The organism is Enterobacter sp. JBIWA005 (assembly GCF_019968805.1).
Classification (GTDB): Bacteria; Pseudomonadota; Gammaproteobacteria; order Enterobacterales; family Enterobacteriaceae; genus Enterobacter; species Enterobacter vonholyi.
This window is the reverse complement of record NZ_CP074159.1, coordinates 1,813,579-1,828,991: the sequence shown is the minus strand read 5'-3', so window position 1 is coordinate 1,828,991 and position 15,413 is coordinate 1,813,579. Positions and strand designations below refer to the sequence as shown.

Genomic DNA, 15,413 nt, shown 5'->3' with positions numbered 1-15,413 from the left:
CTATTCACCTTGCACTGGCAGCGACTATGAAATTTGTCTCTTTTAATATCAACGGCCTGCGTGCCCGCCCTCATCAGCTTGAAGCTATCGTTGAGCAACATCAGCCAGATGTGATCGGCCTGCAGGAGACAAAGGTTCACGACGACATGTTCCCCCTCGAAGAGGTGGCGAAACTCGGCTACAACGTCTTCTATCACGGCCAGAAAGGTCACTATGGCGTCGCGCTGCTGACCAAAGCGCCGCCGGTTTCCGTGCGTCGCGGCTTCCCCGGCGACGGTGAAGAAGCGCAGCGCCGCATCATCATGGCGGAAGTCCCTTCCGCGCTCGGAAATATCACGGTCATTAACGGCTATTTCCCGCAGGGTGAGAGCCGTGACCATGAAACAAAATTCCCGGCAAAAGCCAAGTTTTATCAGGATCTGCAGGACTACCTGACCACCGAACTCAAAAAAGAGAATCCGGTGCTGATCATGGGCGATATGAATATTAGCCCGACGGATCTGGATATCGGTATCGGCGAAGAGAACCGCAAACGCTGGCTGCGCACCGGCAAATGCTCCTTCCTGCCGGAAGAGCGTGAGTGGATGGAGCGCCTGCTGGGCTGGGGCCTGGTGGACACGTTCCGCAACGCCAACCCGGAAACGCAGGATCGCTTCTCCTGGTTTGACTACCGCTCTAAAGGCTTTGACGACAACCGCGGCCTGCGTATCGATCTTCTGCTCGCCAGTTCGCCGCTGGCAGAGCGCTGCATCGAAACCGGGATCGACTACGACATCCGCAGCATGGAAAAACCGTCTGACCACGCGCCGGTGTGGGCTAAATTCAAGCTGTAATGACGCGTGAACATTCGAAAAACACTCTTCCTGTGCGCCCTTCTGGGCGCATTTATTCTGACGTTTGTCATGCTTTCCCAGGGAACCCTCTCCCTGGAAGGGATTAAAACCCACCAGCAGGCACTCCTCTCCCATGTTCACCACGCGCCGCTGCGCAGCGCGCTGACCTTTTTTGCGATCTATATGGCGGTCTCCGCCCTCTCGATTCCCGGCGCGGCGATCCTTACCCTGCTGGGCGGGGCGTTGTTTAGCCTGTGGGAAGGCACCGTGCTGGTCTCGTTTGCCTCCACCCTCGGGGCGACGCTTGCGATGCTCGCAAGCCGTTATCTGCTGCGCGACTGGGTTCAGCAGCGGTTTGCTCAGCAGATGAAAACGGTAAACGCTGGCATGGCGCGCGACGGAGCGGGCTATCTTTTTGCCCTGCGCCTGATGCCGCTGTTCCCGTTTTTCCTGGTGAATTTGCTTATGGGTCTGACCCGCATTGGCGTCTGCCGCTACTGGTGGGTCAGCCAGGCAGCCATGCTGCCCGCCACGATTATCTTTCTGAACGCCGGGCGCGAGCTGGGGAAAGTGACCTCGCTGCGCGATATTTTGTCGCCTGGCATGGTATTCGCCTTTACACTACTGGGGTTATTACCGCTGGTCACCCGCCGGCTGTTTTCCCGTTTTCTCCCGTCTGCTAAAAAGTGAGGCATTATGCGCCGTGCGCGTTTTTGCACGTTTCTGACCGGTCTGCTGCTAACCGCTCCTCTGTGTGCCGCCGAAAGCTGGCACGCTATACAACAACAAGCCAAAGGCCAGACCGTCTGGTTTAACGCCTGGGGCGGCGATCCGGCGGTCAACCGCTATCTGGAATGGGTCAGCGGCGAGATGCAAACGCACTATGCCATTACCCTAAAAATCGTCCCGCTGGCGGATGCTGCCGACGCCGTAAAACGTATTCAGACCGAATCCGCCTCGGGGCGTAAGACCAACGGCTCGGTTGACCTGCTGTGGATTAACGGCGAAAACTTCCGCACGCTGAAAGAGGCGAACCTGCTGCAAACCGGATGGGCGCAGACGCTGCCAAACTGGCGCTATGTTGATACCCGCAAACCGGTCACGGAAGATTTTGCCGTCCCAACCGACGGGGCGGAAGCGCCATGGGGCGGCGCGCAGCTGACCTTTATCGCCCGCAAGGCAAGCATGCCGACGCCGCCTGTGGATCCTCAGGCGCTGCTGGCTTACGCGCAGCAGCACCCCGGCAAGATCAGCTATCCTCGCCCGCCCGATTTTACCGGCACGGCATTTCTTGAGCAGCTGCTGCTAACGCTCACCGATCGTCCTGAGGCTTTACAAAAAGCACCCGATGAAACGTTTACGCACGTTACGGCGCCGCTCTGGGCCTACCTCGATAAGCTGCACCCGCTACTGTGGCGTGAAGGCAAAGACTTTCCCCCTTCCCCTGCACGGATGGATGCCCTGCTTGCCAGCGGCAGTCTGAACCTGTCGCTGACCTTTAACCCGGCCCATGGTCAGCAAAAAATAGCGAGCGGCGAACTGCCTGCCGACAGCTACAGCTTTGGTTTTCAGGGCGGGATGCTCGGCAACGTCCATTTTGTGGCGATTCCGGCCAACGCCAGCGCGAGCGCGGGGGCGAAAATGGTCGCCAATTTCCTGCTGTCGCCGCAGGCGCAGATCCGCAAAGCTGACCCGGCCATCTGGGGCGATCCGAGCGTGCTGGATGCGAAAACGCTGCCCGAAGAAGAAGCCAGACAGCTGCTGGCTCACACGCCTCAGGGGCTGCCGAAGGTGCTTGCAGAGCCGCAGTCCGCCTGGGTGAACGCGCTGGAGCAGGAATGGCTGCGTCGTTACGGCACCCGCTGAGCGGGCTTGTCTGGCTGGCGATGGCGGTAATTTATCTACCGCTCCTGCCCGCCGGCGCCATGCTGCTGGCACCGGCGTTTTCGGTGACAAACTGGCGGCGGCTGCTGAACGATCCGCAGCTCCCGCAGGCGGCCATCGCTACGCTGGTCTCAACGCTCATCGCCACGCTCGGGGCGTTGCTGATTGCCCTTTTCCTCGTCAGCCTTTTATGGCCCGGTAAGCGCTGGCGCCGTCTCATTACCCGCCTGCCGTGGCTGCTGGCGATCCCCCATGTGGCGTTCGCCACCGGCGCGCTACTGCTGTTTGCCGAGGGCGGTCTGTTTTATCAGATCTGCACCGTCTGTTCGCCGCCGTTTGACCGATACGGCGCCGGACTGGGCCTGACGCTCGCGGTCAAAGAGAGCGCGTTTGTGCTGTGGGCGATTTACGCCGTGCTGCCGGAAAAGCGGCTCGCGCAGCAGAAGATCGTCCTGCAAACCTTTGGCTACGGGCGTTTTCAGACGCTCAGCTGGCTGATCATTCCGGCTATCGCCCCTGTCCTCGGGGCAGTAATGCTGGCGGTGCTGGCGTGGTCGCTGTCGGTCGTCGATGTGGCGATCGTTCTCGGGCCCGGCAACCCGCCTACCCTGGCCGTGCTGGCCTGGCAGTGGCTGAGCCAGGGCGACGCGCATCAGCAGGCAAAAGGGACGCTGCTGTGCCTGCTTCTCCTTCTGCTGCTGTCCGCGCTTGCCGCCCTCGGGTACGGCCTCTGGAAAGCATGGCGTCGCACAATTCCGGAACTCGCGGGGACGCGTCCCCGGTCTCAGCGCCTCCTGCCTGAGCGAGCACTGAGCGGGTTGCTCCCCGCGTGCGGCGTGCTGTGCGCCGTGGTGCTGTTGATGCTGGCGCAAAGGAATGACGTTGGCCCGGTGGGAAGCAGCCTTTCCTTCGGTCTGCTTTCAGCCCTGATTGCCCTGGTCGTCGGCTTGCTCTGGCTGGAATGGGGTCCGCAGCGTGGCACGCTGTGGGTATGGTTACCGCTCGCCCTTCCGGCCCTCCCGCTCGTCACCGGCCAGTATGCGATTGCGTTGCACCTGGGCATCGACGGGCACTACGCCGCCGTGCTCTGGAGCCACCTTCTGTGGGTATTGCCGTGGACGCTGCTGGTGCTGCAACCCGCCTGGCGCCGGATCGATCCCCGGCTGCTCCTCACCGCCAGAACCCTCGGCTGGCGACGGACCAAAGTCTTCTGCCTGGTGAAATGCCCCCTGCTGGTGCGCCCTGCGCTACTGGCCTTTGCCACCGGCTTTTCCGTCAGCATGGCGCAATACATGCCGACGCTGTGGCTTGGCGCGGGGCGTTTCGCCATGCTGACCACCGAAACCGTCGCGCTCAGCAGCGGAGGCTGCATCCCGATTCTCGCTAACCGGGCGCTGGGATTACTGCTGGTCACGGGCACGGTGTTTGGTCTTGCCGCCCTTTTATCCCGGCTCGCGGGCCGCTACCGTCAAGGATTACGATAATGCTGAAGGTAAAAGATCTCACCATCGAACCGCTTTTCCGCGAGGTCAGTTTTTGCGTGCCCCGCGGGGAGATCGTCACCCTGATGGGGCCGTCCGGCAGCGGCAAATCGACCCTTTTTGCCTGGATGGTCGGCGCGCTGTCAGACGATTTCCAGGCGCGGGGCGAACTGTGGCTCGACGCGCGTCGCTGCGACGGTCTTCCCGTGGAGTCCCGCGGGCTGGGTATTCTCTTTCTGGACGCGCTGCTGTTCGAACAGTTCAGCGTCGGGCAGAATTTGCTGCTGGCGCTGCCCGAGCGCATCGCCGGACGCGCGCGTCGGGAAGCGGTCGAGCAGGCTCTGAATTCCGCGGGGCTGAGCGGTCATTACGCCAGCGACCCGGCCACCCTTTCCGGCGGGGAGCGCGCCCGGGTTAGCCTGCTGCGCGCCCTGCTCGCGGAGCCGCAGGCGCTGCTGCTGGATGAACCGTTCAGCCGCCTCGATAAAGCGTTGCGGGCCTCGTTTCGGGCATGGGTTTTTGACGCCGTCCGCTCGCGCAATATCCCGGTGGTGCTGGTCACGCACGATGAGGAAGATATTCCGCCCGGCGGCAAGCTGATTGAGATTTCTCGCTGGCAATAATGTGCTAACGCAATGTTTTCCGTTTCGGGAGAGACGACAATGCCCCCCTCTTTTATTGACGTCAGGTTATTCGATGAAACGTGTTTCTCAACTGACCGCGCTGGCTCTGCTCTGCGGCCTCGCGTCCTTTTCCTCTCTGGCGGCTGATATGCCCAACGCGATGACGCTGTCTCAGCTTCAGGCGCAGCACGGCACGCCTGTCGATACCCGGCCCAGCGCCTTCTATAACGGCTGGCCAAAGACTTTTCGCGCGCCTTCCGGGCATGAACCCGCCGCACTCAACCTGGCTGCCGCCTGGCTTGACAGCATGAGCGACGAGCAGCTTGCGCTCTGGGCAAAAAATCATCAATTGCCCCCTGCGACGGCCATCGCCCTGTACGGTGACGATAGGGATAACCAGGCGGTGAAAGCCCGTCTGGAGAAAGCAGGATATCGCCACGTTTCGCTGCTCAGCGACGCTCTGCAGACGCCCGAGCGCCTTCAGCGCCTGCCGCACTTTGAACAGCTGGTTTACCCGGAGTGGATCCATCGCCTCCAGCAGGGTAAACCCATCACCGCTGCGCCGTCAGGTGACTGGAAAGTGATTGAGGCCGCCTGGGGCGCACCGAAGTTTTACCTGCTGAACCACATTCCCGGCGCGGGCTATATCGACACCAACGAGGTGGAAAGCGAGCCGCTGTGGAATAAGGTCTCCGACGACAAGCTCAAAGCGATGCTGGCGAAGCACGGGATCCGTCACGATACCACCGTCATTTTGTATGGCCGCGACGTCTACGCCGCCGCGCGCGTGGCGCAGATTATGCTGTATGCGGGCGTGAAGGATGTGCGTATTCTCGACGGCGGCTGGAAGGCGTGGTCAGATGCAGGCCTGCCGGTTGAGCGCGGCACGCCCGGTAAAGTGATGCCCGCCCCCGATTTTGGCGCGCCGATCCCCGGTCAGCCGTAGCTGATGGTGGATATGGAACAGGCGCGCGGCATGCTGCACCGTCAGGATGCCTCCCTGGTCAGCATTCGCTCGTGGCCGGAGTTCATCGGCGAAACCAGCGGCTACAGCTACATCAAACCAAAAGGTGAAATTGCCGGTGCCCGCTGGGGCCACGCGGGCAGTGATGCGACCCACATGGAGGATTTCCATAACCCGGATGGCACCATGCGCAGCGCGGACGATATCGCCGCCCAGTGGAAGCGCTGGAATATTCTGCCGGAACAGCACGTCGCGTTTTACTGCGGCACCGGCTGGCGGGCGTCCGAAACCTTTATGTACGCCCGGGCGATGGGCTGGAAGAATGTCGCCGTCTATGACGGCGGCTGGTACGAATGGAGCAGTCATCCGCAGAACCCGGTCACCAGCGGAGAGCGCGGGCCAGAGAGCGCTCTCTAAGGGTTGAGTGACTTCAGCGTCACATAGCCGCTCCAGACGCGCGTTGTGGTGGTCAGCCAGCACAGCGCGCCGAATACCCACGCGAACAGCGTAAAGTGCGCCGGGAAGAGGCAGCACAGCACGAACAGCGCGATGGTCTCCGTTCCTTCCGTTAACCCACCGATGTAATAAAACGACTTATGCGCATAGCCGGGGTTGTCGATGTCGTGCTTTGCGGCCAGCGCCGCAAACGCCAGAAAACTGCTGCCGGTCCCGATAAACGCAAACAGCAGCCATGCGGCCGCCAGCGCATTCTCTGCCGGAGCAGCGAGCGCAAAGCCAAACGGCACCAGGGCGTAGAAAAGAAAATCGAGCGCGATATCGAGAAATCCCCCCGCATCGCTCAGCCCTCTGCGGCGCGCCAGCGCCCCGTCCAGACCATCCAGCAGGCGGTTCAGCACGATGGCGACCAGCGCCGCCGGATACCAGCTGAGGGCCAGAAACGGCAGCGCCAGCACGCCGATGGCAAACCCTGTCAGGGTCAATCCGTCGGGCGTAATGCCCGGTCGGTCCAGCACAGAGACCATACGATTCAGAGCGGGTTTTATCCGCGGGTGAAGATGGCGATCAAGCATGAGGCGTCTCGTTAAATGTGGCGCACAGCCCCTGCGCCGGGATGTCCAGCGCGGCGTTAAAGCGGGCAGAGAGATTCTGAAAGGCAATAAGCGCCGTCATCTCGGTGATGGCGTCATCCGTAAAGTGGCGCTTCAGCGCCGTTCTGATGGCCTCATCCGCCCGGGGCGGCGTGGCGGTCACCGCCTCGGCGTAGGCCAGCGCCGCGCGCTCCTGCTCCGTGAACAAGGCGGAACCCTGCCAGTCGCTCACGGCCTGCACCTTATCCAGCGCCCCGCAGCGCTCGGCCAGCCGCAGGCTGTTGGCATCAATACAGAAAGCGCAGTGGCAGAGCTGGGATACCCGCGTCATGAGCAGCGAACGAAGAACGGGCGTCAGGCGCGCACGACGACGCTCCAGAAAACCGACGAACAGCGCCACCAGCCAGAACAGACGCGGCATGCGCCCCCACCAGCGCGTGGGATTCAGCACGGCGCCAAAATGCTTTTTTTGCATCACGGCAATGGGTTTAAGGCTGGCGGGAAGGGATTCGATAGGGGCAACCCAGGCGGTAGTCTCTTTCACCTGATTCTCCTGATAGCTGGACTCTGAGAAAGGGCACGATAATATGTCTTTTTTCGCCATCAATTATTGACGACCATGCTGAAAACACTCGATGTCGTTGCCGCCATCATCGAAAAAGACGACAAAATTTTACTGGCACAGCGCCCTGCCCACGCCGACCAGCCGGGCATGTGGGAATTTGCAGGCGGCAAAGTCGAGGCGGGTGAAACCCAGCCCGAGGCGCTTATCCGCGAGCTGCGTGAAGAGTTGGGTATTGAAGCGCTGCCCGCTCAATACGTGGCAAGCCACCAGCGTGTAGTCTCGCAGCGGTTAATCAACCTGCACGCCTGGCACGTTCCTGCGTTTAGCGGTGCGCTCACGGCGCACTACCACAGCGCGCTGGCGTGGTGTACGCCGGAAGAGGCGTTCGGCTACGCCTTAGCCCCCGCGGATATTCCCCTGCTGGAAGCGTTTATTGTTTTACGCGACGCCAGACCAGCGGGTTCGTGCTGATGGCGCGCTCGTCGCGCTGGCACTGCAGCAGAATGCCGTCCGCTTTCACCACGGCGCCTTCCGAGTAGTTCTGATTCTGATAGATGCAACACTGATTACAGGGCTGCACCGTTTGATTCTGGCCGCTGGAGCTAAACACTTCCGGCGGCACATTCACTTCCACGTCCGGACGAATGCGGTCAGCCTGCGCGCCAGCGGTGAAGATCAGACATAACGCGGTTAATAGATAACGTTTCATAGACACATCTTCCTGTTGTTCCCTTGATAATGACTATAACGGTAAACCCGCGCGGAACCTTTAATTTATCTCGTCATCGCTTTTGGTTATGACGCCCGCGCTCTCATTAATTTCCCTTTCGCCCTAAATTTCTGCTTGCCAGACAAAGCAGTACGGGTGGTATAGTCAAAAAAACAACACAAATCGCATAAGTCATATACAAACATTATTATAAGAGGTTCTTATATCTATGGATCAGACACGCTCTCTGGAAAGCTTCCTTGCCCACGTTCAGCAGCGCGACCCGCACCAAAGCGAGTTCGCGCAGGCCGTGCGTGAAGTGATGACCACCCTGTGGCCCTTCCTTGAACAAAACCCGCGCTATCGCCAGATGTCTTTGCTCGAACGCCTGGTCGAGCCAGAGCGCGTGATCCAGTTCCGCGTGACGTGGGTTGACGATCGCAATCAGGTGCAGGTTAACCGCGCGTGGCGCGTACAGTTCAACTCGGCCATCGGCCCGTTTAAGGGCGGCATGCGTTTCCATCCGTCCGTGAACCTGTCGATTCTGAAATTCCTCGGCTTCGAGCAGACCTTTAAAAACGCCCTCACCACGCTGCCCATGGGCGGCGGGAAAGGCGGCAGCGATTTCGACCCGAAAGGCAAAAGCGAAGGTGAAATCATGCGTTTCTGCCAGGCGCTGATGACCGAACTCTATCGCCATCTTGGTCCTGACACCGACGTGCCTGCCGGTGATATCGGCGTGGGCGGGCGTGAAGTAGGCTTTATGGCCGGGATGATGAAAAAGCTCTCCAACAACAGCGCCTGCGTCTTTACCGGTAAGGGGCTGTCGTTTGGCGGGAGCCTGATCCGCCCGGAAGCGACCGGGTACGGCCTGGTTTACTTCACCGAGGCCATGCTCAAGCGCCACGGTTTAGGCTTTGAAGGCATGCGCGTCGCGGTGTCCGGCTCCGGTAACGTGGCGCAGTACGCGATTGAGAAAGCGATGCAGTTTGGCGCTCGCGTGGTAACCGCCTCTGACTCCAGCGGAACGGTGGTGGATGAAGCGGGCTTTACGAAGGAGAAGCTGGCACGCCTGTGTGAAATAAAAGCCAGCCGCGATGGCCGTCTTGCAGATTATGCCCGGGAGTTTGGCTTGACCTATCTTGAAGGCAAACAGCCGTGGGGCGTGCCGGTGGATATCGCTTTGCCGTGCGCCACTCAGAATGAGCTGGACGTGGACGCCGCGCGTACGCTGATTAGCAATGGCGTGAAGGCGATAGCCGAAGGGGCGAATATGCCGACCACAATCGAAGCGACGGATCTGTTCCTGGAAGCGGGCGTACTGTTTGCACCGGGCAAGGCTGCCAACGCGGGCGGCGTGGCGACGTCCGGCCTGGAGATGGCGCAAAACGCCGCGCGTCTCGGCTGGAAGGCGGAAAAAGTGGATGCCCGCCTGCATCACATCATGCTGGATATTCACCATGCCTGCGTGGAGTACGGCGGCGAGGCATCGCAAACCAACTACGTGCGCGGGGCGAATATCGCCGGATTCGTGAAGGTGGCGGATGCGATGATTGGGCAGGGCGTGATTTAAGGTTTATAGCGTGCGGCCGGGTGCCCTCACCCCAGCCCTCTCCCACAGGGAGAGGGGGTAAACCGGGCGTATCAGGCCGCGCTCTTTTTCTTTTTAAACGGTTTCTTCGCGCCACCACCGGGTGCAACCATCCCTCTGAACGTTTTCACCGGCGTGCTGCGCGCCTGATCGATTAGCTGGTAAAGCGTCCCGACCAGCGGCTGCATAAAGTCCTGATAGCGACACTGTTTCTCGCTGATCTGCGTCAGCACCGATTCCCAGTGCGCGGTCATGTCCGGCCTGGCGGCCAGCTCCGGCAGGGAATGAATTAGCGCGCGTCCCGGCTCGGTCGAATGGATATAGCGCCCCTTCTTCTCAAGAAAACCGCGCTTAAAGAGCAGCTCGATGATCCCCGCGCGGGTTGCTTCCGTACCCAGACCGTCGGTAGCGCGCAGGATCTTCTTCAGATCTTTATCCTGCACGAACCGGGCGATCCCGGTCATCGCCGACAGCAGCGTCGCATCGGTGAAATGGCGCGGCGGCTGGGTCTGGCGTTCCACCACTTCCCCTTTTTCACACAGCAGCTCGTCGTCTTTAGCGACGACGGGCAGCGGCGTGCCGTCGTTCTCCTCGTCACGCTCTTTGTTCCCCAGCAGGGTACGCCAGCCTGCTTCCGCGAGGAAACGGGCTTTGGCGATAAACTTTCCTTTCGCGATTTCCAGCTCGATCACGCATTTGCGGAACACCGCGTCCGGGCAGAACTGCATCAGGTACTGACGGGCGATCAGATTGTAGACCTTCGCTTCGTTATCCGTCAGGTTGACGCTGCTGGCGCGCGCCGTCGGGATAATCGCGTGGTGGGCATCGACTTTTTTATCGTCCCAGCAGCGGTTATGGGTATCCGGATTCACCGCCGGCTGCGGCAGCAGATCCGGCGCGTGCACGCTGATGGCGTTCATCACCGAATGACGTCCGGCAAAGTGCTCTTCCGGCAGGTAGCGGCTGTCCGAACGCGGATAGGTGATCAGCTTGTGGGTTTCGTAGAGCTTCTGGCAGATATCCAGGACGTTCTGCGCGCTGAGGCCAAAGCGCTTCGCGGCCTCAATCTGCAGGGCCGACAGCGAGAACGGCAGAGGCGCGGGTTCTGATTCCCGTTTATCGTTATAGCTGGTGACGATAGCGGGCTGTCCGGTAATGCGGTTAACCACGTGCTCCGCCAGCGGACGGTGCAGCAGACGCCCCTCTTCATCCTGATACGATTCGCAGGCATCGCTCGGCTGCCAGACGGCGGTAAAACGCTCGTCTTCAGGCGTAACGATATGCGCTTTGACCTCAAAGAAATCTTTGGCGACGAAGTTTTCAATCTCTTCATCGCGACGCACGACCAGCCCCAGCACCGGCGTCTGCACGCGCCCCACGGAGAGCACGCCCTGATAGCCCGCGTTGCGCCCGAGGATGGTGTAGGCACGGGTCATGTTGATACCGTACAGCCAGTCCGCGCGCGCGCGGGCCAGCGCGGAGACGCACAGCGGGATAAATTCGCTGTTGGCGCGCAGGCGCGAGATCGCACGCTCCACCGCCTGCGGGTTGAGGTCGTTGATCAGGCAGCGCTGCACCTGCTGACGCTTTTCCGGCGCGAGCTCCAGATAGTCCAGCACCTCATCCACCAGCAGCTGTCCTTCCCTGTCCGGGTCACCCGCGTGCACGATTTCATCGGCTTCATGCAGGAAGCGCTTGATCACGTTGAGCTGTTTGGTCACCGAAGGTCGGGGCTGCAGGCGCCATTTTTCAGGCACGATGGGCAGATCGTTCAAATTCCAGCGGGCGTAGCGGCTGTCATAGACATCCGGCTGCGCCTGCTCAAGCAGGTGACCAATACACCATGTAACCACCTGCCCGTTACCGCATTCGATAAAGCCGTCGCCTTTGCGATGCGGCTTAGGCAGCACGTCGGCGATGGCACGGGCCAGGCTCGGCTTTTCGGCAATAAACAACCGCATCGAATTAACGGATCTCAATCATCGGTCGGCCACCGCGCGCGGTCACCAGCTCGCCGATCGCCGTCAGGGTAATGCCAAACTCGGCGGCCGTAGCCTGAACCTCGGCTTCGGATTCCGGCGTCACCGCCAGCAGCAGACCGCCGGAGGTTTGCGGATCGCACAGCAGGTTGCGCCACTCCTCAGGCATTTCGCCCATCAGGTGACCGTAGCTGGCGAAGTTACGCTGGGTACCGCCCGGAACTGCGCCCTGAGCAATATACTCTTCCACGCCCGGCAGCTTCGGCACGTCCTGATACCAGACCTGCGCCTGCACGCCCGCGCCCTGACACACTTCGGAGAGGTGCCCCAGCAGGCCAAAACCGGTCACGTCGGTCATCGCCTTCACGCCGTCGATATTGGCGAACGCCGCACCGGCGAGGTTCATCTGGCACATGACTTCGGTTGCCAGCCCTTTGTGCTCCGGTTTCAGCAGGGACTTTTTCTCGGCGGTGGTCAGCACGCCAATGCCCAGAGGCTTGGTGAGGAACAGCTTGCAGCCCGCCTGCGCGGTGCTGTTGCGCTTCACGCGTTCGGTCGGCACCACGCCGGTAACGGCCAGGCCGAAGATTGGCTCCGGCGCATCAATAGAGTGACCGCCGGCCAGCGCAATTCCCGCCTGCTGGCAGGCAAAACGGCCGCCATCAATCACTTCACGGGCCACTTCCGGCGGGATGGTGTTGATCGGCCAGCCCAGAATGGCGATCGCCATAATCGGCTTGCCGCCCATTGCGAAGATATCGCTGATGGCGTTGGTGGCCGCAATGCGTCCGAAGTCGAACGGGTTGTCGACAATCGGCATAAAGAAGTCGGTGGTACTGATAATGCTGGTGCCGTTACCTAAGTCATAAACCGCTGCATCGTCACGCGTTTCGTTGCCGACAAGCAGGTTCGGGTCGACAAACTTCGCCTGTTCGCTGTGCAGGATGGTCTCCAGCACTTTCGGGGAAATTTTACAACCGCAACCGGCTCCGTGGCTGTACTGCGTTAAACGAATGGTTTGCTCGCTCATGGACGTCTCCTGTCATCTCAATCGCGCTATGGTAGCGCTCATTCCATAAAGAGGTAAGTATGACTGTCTGAATTCTGCGGCAGATGCTCAGAATCCAGACAGTTTAGCGCGCGTTATCAGAAACGGCTGACGAAAGGCGTGGTGTCCGGCACGCTGGTGGTGCTGGAGGCTTTAAGCTGCGGAGTACCGAGATAGAGGAAGCCGACAATTTTGTCATGCTCGCCACAGGAGAATCCTTCCCGTACGGCTACGCTCTCCGTCAGCGGCCCGGTGCGCCAGATGCCGTTGAAGCCCTGCGCGACGGCGGCCATTTGCATCGCCATTACCGCACAGCCAGCGGACATTTCCTGCTCCCAGACCGGGACCTTATGGTCGGCCTGACATTTCGCCACGACAGCAATAATCATCGGTGCACGGAACGGGGCATTGCGCGCCTTGTCGATGCCCTTCTCATCCTGCCCGGCGGCAACCGCGCCCTGCTCCAGCAGCTGACTGAAACGATCGCGGCCTTCGCCTTCAATTACAAAGAAGTGCCACGGCTGCAGTGTGCCATGATCGGGGGCACGCATGCCGGCACGCAGAATGTTCTCCAGCTGCTCGCCTGCCGGGGCAGGTTCGGCCAGACGGGAAGCGCTACGGCGGTTAACAAGCAGTTCGAGTGCGTCCATTGGTTAACTCCTTTCTTGAAATTTACTCACAAAATTAACACGACGGCAGATTTTGTTACAGCCTGGCAGGCGATTCCTGCTGACAAGTGGCGGTTGGGTCATTACGATAACCCAACATTACCGTCCAGTGGCGACGGAAACAGTCATTTTCTGGTTAGGGAGAATACATGCGAACCCTTTGGCGAATCATTGCCGGTTTCTTTAAATGGACGTGGCGACTGCTCAACTTCGTCCGCAACCTGGTGATGAACATCTTCTTCATTTTTCTGGTTCTGGTTTGCGCGGGAATCTGGATGCACATCAGTAACGCAAATCAGGCGCAGCATTCGACCCGCGGGGCGCTGTTACTCGATATCACCGGCGTTATTGTTGATAAACCTTCCGCCAGCAGCCGTCTGGGCGTAATCAGCCGCCAGCTGTTTGGCGCGACATCAGACCGCCTGCAGGAAAATTCCCTGTTCGATATCGTCGATACCATCCGTCAGGCCAAAGACGACCGCAACATCACCGGTATCGTGCTGGATCTGAAAGATTTTGCCGGTGGCGATCAGCCGTCTATGCAGTACATCGGTAAAGCGCTGCGCGAGTTCCGCGACAGCGGCAAGCCGGTGATTGCCGTGGGCGACAGCTACAGCCAGGGGCAATATTATCTGGTGAGCTTCGCCAATAAGATCTGGCTCTCCCCGCAGGGCACGGTCGATCTGCACGGCTTTGCCACCAATGGCCTGTACTATAAATCGCTGCTCGACAAGCTGAAGGTCACCACCCACGTCTTCCGCGTCGGCACGTATAAATCCGCCGTGGAGCCGTTTATCCGCGACGATATGTCCCCTGCCGCCCGCGAAGCGGACAGCCGCTGGATTGGCGAGCTGTGGCAAAACTATCTCGGCACCGTTGCCGCTAACCGTCAGATTACGCCTGAGCAGGTGTTCCCTGGCGCGCAGGGCGTGCTCGAAGGCCTGCGTAAGGTTGACGGTGATACCGCAAAATATGCGCTCGATAACAAACTGGTTGATGCCCTGGGCACCAGCGCCGAGATTGAAAAATCCCTGAGCAAACAGTTTGGCTGGAGCAAAGAGGACAAAAATTACAGCGCCATCAGCATGTATGATTACTCGACGAAAAAACCGGATGAGAACGGTGACAGCGTCGCGGTGGTCTTTGCCAACGGTGCGATCATGGACGGTCAGGAGACCCCGGGGAACGTGGGCGGCGATACTACCGCGTCGCAAATCCGCGATGCTCGCCTCGATCCGAAAGTGAAGGCAATTGTCCTGCGGGTCAACAGCCCTGGCGGCAGCGTCAGCGCCTCTGAGGTGATCCGCGCTGAACTTGCCGCGGCCCGCGCCGCAGGCAAGCCGGTCGTCGTCTCAATGGGCGGAATGGCCGCCTCCGGAGGTTACTGGATCTCCACGCCAGCCAACTATATCGTGGCTAATCCAAGCACGCTGACCGGCTCGATTGGCATCTTCGGGGTGATCAACACCGTGGAAAACAGCCTGGATTCTCTGGGCGTGCATACCGATGGTGTAGCAACCTCTCCGCTGGCGGATGTGTCGGTGACCAAATCCCTGCCGCCGGAAGTTTCTGAGATGATGCAGCTCAGCATTGAGAACGGCTATAAACGCTTTATCACCCTGGTCGCGGACTCGCGTAAAAAGACGCCTGAGCAGATCGACCAGATTGCACAGGGCCACGTCTGGACCGGCCAGGATGCGAAGAGCAACGGGCTGGTGGACAGCCTGGGTGACTTCGATGACGCGGTGAAGAAAGCCGCCGAACTGGCGAAGCTTAAGCAGTGGCATATCGAGTATTACCAGGACGAACCGTCGTTCTTCGAGATGGTCATGGACAGCATGTCCGGCTCGGTACGTGCCATGCTGCCGGAGGCGCTGCAGGCTTACCTGCCTGCGCCTGTCGCCACGGCGGCAAAAGCGATGAAGGCGGAAAGCGATAAGCTTGCGGCCTTTAACGATCCACAGAGTCGTTACGCGTTTTGCCTGACCTGCGCGAACGTCCGTTAAAACCGTCCCCTCT

The 15,413-nt window shown here is 60.2% G+C and carries 14 protein-coding genes and 1 pseudogene; 9 read left to right on the top strand and 6 right to left on the bottom strand.

The window, feature by feature from the left end:
• Positions 1-26: 26 nt before the first annotated feature.
• From xthA to KGP22_RS08645, 6 genes and pseudogenes are all read left to right on the top strand, one after another.
• A complete protein-coding gene (xthA, locus tag KGP22_RS08670; protein ID WP_111965595.1) occupies positions 27-833 on the top strand; it encodes an exodeoxyribonuclease III in 807 nt (268 codons plus the stop codon).
• A 6-nt stretch (positions 834-839) separates the two neighbouring features.
• Positions 840-1,523, top strand: a complete 684-nt coding sequence (locus tag KGP22_RS08665) for a TVP38/TMEM64 family protein (protein ID WP_223581912.1) — start codon at positions 840-842, stop codon at positions 1,521-1,523.
• Between the two features lie 6 nt (positions 1,524-1,529).
• Positions 1,530-2,699, top strand: a complete 1,170-nt coding sequence (locus KGP22_RS08660; protein ID WP_223581910.1) for an ABC transporter substrate-binding protein — start codon at positions 1,530-1,532, stop codon at positions 2,697-2,699.
• Positions 2,672-4,201, top strand: coding sequence for a thiamine ABC transporter permease (locus KGP22_RS08655; protein WP_223581901.1), 1,530 nt, complete (start codon positions 2,672-2,674; stop codon positions 4,199-4,201). The genes KGP22_RS08660 and KGP22_RS08655 overlap by 28 nt, the downstream gene beginning before the upstream one ends.
• A complete protein-coding gene (locus tag KGP22_RS08650) occupies positions 4,201-4,821 on the top strand; it encodes an ATP-binding cassette domain-containing protein (RefSeq protein WP_223581899.1) in 621 nt (206 codons plus the stop codon). Before KGP22_RS08655 ends, KGP22_RS08650 begins: the two co-directional genes overlap by 1 nt.
• Before the next feature lie 73 nt (positions 4,822-4,894).
• A pseudogene (locus tag KGP22_RS08645) lies at positions 4,895-6,202 on the top strand (sulfurtransferase).
• On the opposite strand, the gene KGP22_RS08640 reads toward KGP22_RS08645, so the two are convergent.
• Complete coding sequence (locus KGP22_RS08640; RefSeq protein ID WP_223581897.1) at positions 6,199-6,816, bottom strand: CDP-alcohol phosphatidyltransferase family protein; 618 nt, start codon at positions 6,814-6,816, stop codon at positions 6,199-6,201. The pseudogene KGP22_RS08645 and the gene KGP22_RS08640 sit on opposite strands and share 4 nt — an antisense overlap.
• The gene (locus KGP22_RS08635) at positions 6,809-7,378 is read right to left on the bottom strand and encodes a carboxymuconolactone decarboxylase family protein (RefSeq protein ID WP_223581895.1); all 570 of its coding nucleotides are present in this window, start codon (positions 7,376-7,378) and stop codon (positions 6,809-6,811) included. The genes KGP22_RS08640 and KGP22_RS08635 overlap by 8 nt, the downstream gene beginning before the upstream one ends.
• 75 nt (positions 7,379-7,453) lie before the next feature.
• On the opposite strand from KGP22_RS08635, the gene KGP22_RS08630 reads away from it, so the two are divergent.
• A complete protein-coding gene (locus KGP22_RS08630) occupies positions 7,454-7,870 on the top strand; it encodes a pyrimidine (deoxy)nucleoside triphosphate diphosphatase (protein ID WP_023292696.1) in 417 nt (138 codons plus the stop codon).
• On the opposite strand, the gene KGP22_RS08625 is transcribed toward KGP22_RS08630, so the two are convergent.
• Positions 7,830-8,108: a DUF1496 domain-containing protein gene (locus KGP22_RS08625; RefSeq protein ID WP_115874800.1), complete on the bottom strand. Its 279-nt coding sequence runs from the start codon at positions 8,106-8,108 to the stop codon at positions 7,830-7,832. The genes KGP22_RS08630 and KGP22_RS08625 overlap by 41 nt on opposite strands.
• A 229-nt stretch (positions 8,109-8,337) precedes the next feature.
• On the opposite strand from KGP22_RS08625, the gene gdhA reads away from it, so the two are divergent.
• A complete protein-coding gene (gdhA, locus tag KGP22_RS08620; RefSeq protein ID WP_223581893.1) occupies positions 8,338-9,681 on the top strand; it encodes an NADP-specific glutamate dehydrogenase in 1,344 nt (447 codons plus the stop codon).
• Between the two features lie 71 nt (positions 9,682-9,752).
• Here the strand turns inward: gdhA and KGP22_RS08615 are convergent, their stop codons facing one another.
• From KGP22_RS08615 to KGP22_RS08605, 3 genes are all read right to left on the bottom strand, one after another.
• Positions 9,753-11,660 carry a DNA topoisomerase III gene (locus KGP22_RS08615; protein WP_111965584.1) on the bottom strand — a complete coding sequence of 636 codons (1,908 nt, stop codon included), beginning with the start codon at positions 11,658-11,660 and terminating at the stop codon, positions 9,753-9,755.
• 4 nt (positions 11,661-11,664) lie between these two features.
• Positions 11,665-12,708, bottom strand: coding sequence for a selenide, water dikinase SelD (gene selD, locus KGP22_RS08610; RefSeq protein WP_008500702.1), 1,044 nt, complete (start codon positions 12,706-12,708; stop codon positions 11,665-11,667).
• A gap of 116 nt (positions 12,709-12,824) precedes the next feature.
• Positions 12,825-13,376 (bottom strand): NAD(P)H nitroreductase, encoded by a 552-nt coding sequence (locus KGP22_RS08605; RefSeq protein ID WP_149366697.1) that lies wholly within the window; start codon positions 13,374-13,376, stop codon positions 12,825-12,827.
• 167 nt (positions 13,377-13,543) lie between these two features.
• Here KGP22_RS08605 and sppA point away from each other — a divergent pair, with 167 nt between their 5' ends.
• Positions 13,544-15,400, top strand: a complete 1,857-nt coding sequence (gene sppA, locus KGP22_RS08600; protein ID WP_223581890.1) for a signal peptide peptidase SppA — start codon at positions 13,544-13,546, stop codon at positions 15,398-15,400.
• Positions 15,401-15,413: the final 13 nt, after the last annotated feature.

Coding starts and splice junctions, on each gene's coding strand:
- xthA (WP_111965595.1), top strand. CDS start 27: ATGAAATTTGTCTCTTTTAATATCAACGGCCTGCGTGCCCGCCCTCAT.
- KGP22_RS08660 (WP_223581910.1), top strand. CDS start 1,530: ATGCGCCGTGCGCGTTTTTGCACGTTTCTGACCGGTCTGCTGCTAACC.
- KGP22_RS08655 (WP_223581901.1), top strand. CDS start 2,672: ATGGCTGCGTCGTTACGGCACCCGCTGAGCGGGCTTGTCTGGCTGGCG.
- KGP22_RS08650 (WP_223581899.1), top strand. CDS start 4,201: ATGCTGAAGGTAAAAGATCTCACCATCGAACCGCTTTTCCGCGAGGTC.
- KGP22_RS08640 (WP_223581897.1), bottom strand. CDS start 6,816: ATGCTTGATCGCCATCTTCACCCGCGGATAAAACCCGCTCTGAATCGT.
- KGP22_RS08630 (WP_023292696.1), top strand. CDS start 7,454: ATGCTGAAAACACTCGATGTCGTTGCCGCCATCATCGAAAAAGACGAC.
- KGP22_RS08625 (WP_115874800.1), bottom strand. CDS start 8,108: ATGAAACGTTATCTATTAACCGCGTTATGTCTGATCTTCACCGCTGGC.
- gdhA (WP_223581893.1), top strand. CDS start 8,338: ATGGATCAGACACGCTCTCTGGAAAGCTTCCTTGCCCACGTTCAGCAG.
- KGP22_RS08615 (WP_111965584.1), bottom strand. CDS start 11,660: ATGCGGTTGTTTATTGCCGAAAAGCCGAGCCTGGCCCGTGCCATCGCC.
- selD (WP_008500702.1), bottom strand. CDS start 12,708: ATGAGCGAGCAAACCATTCGTTTAACGCAGTACAGCCACGGAGCCGGT.
- KGP22_RS08605 (WP_149366697.1), bottom strand. CDS start 13,376: ATGGACGCACTCGAACTGCTTGTTAACCGCCGTAGCGCTTCCCGTCTG.
- sppA (WP_223581890.1), top strand. CDS start 13,544: ATGCGAACCCTTTGGCGAATCATTGCCGGTTTCTTTAAATGGACGTGG.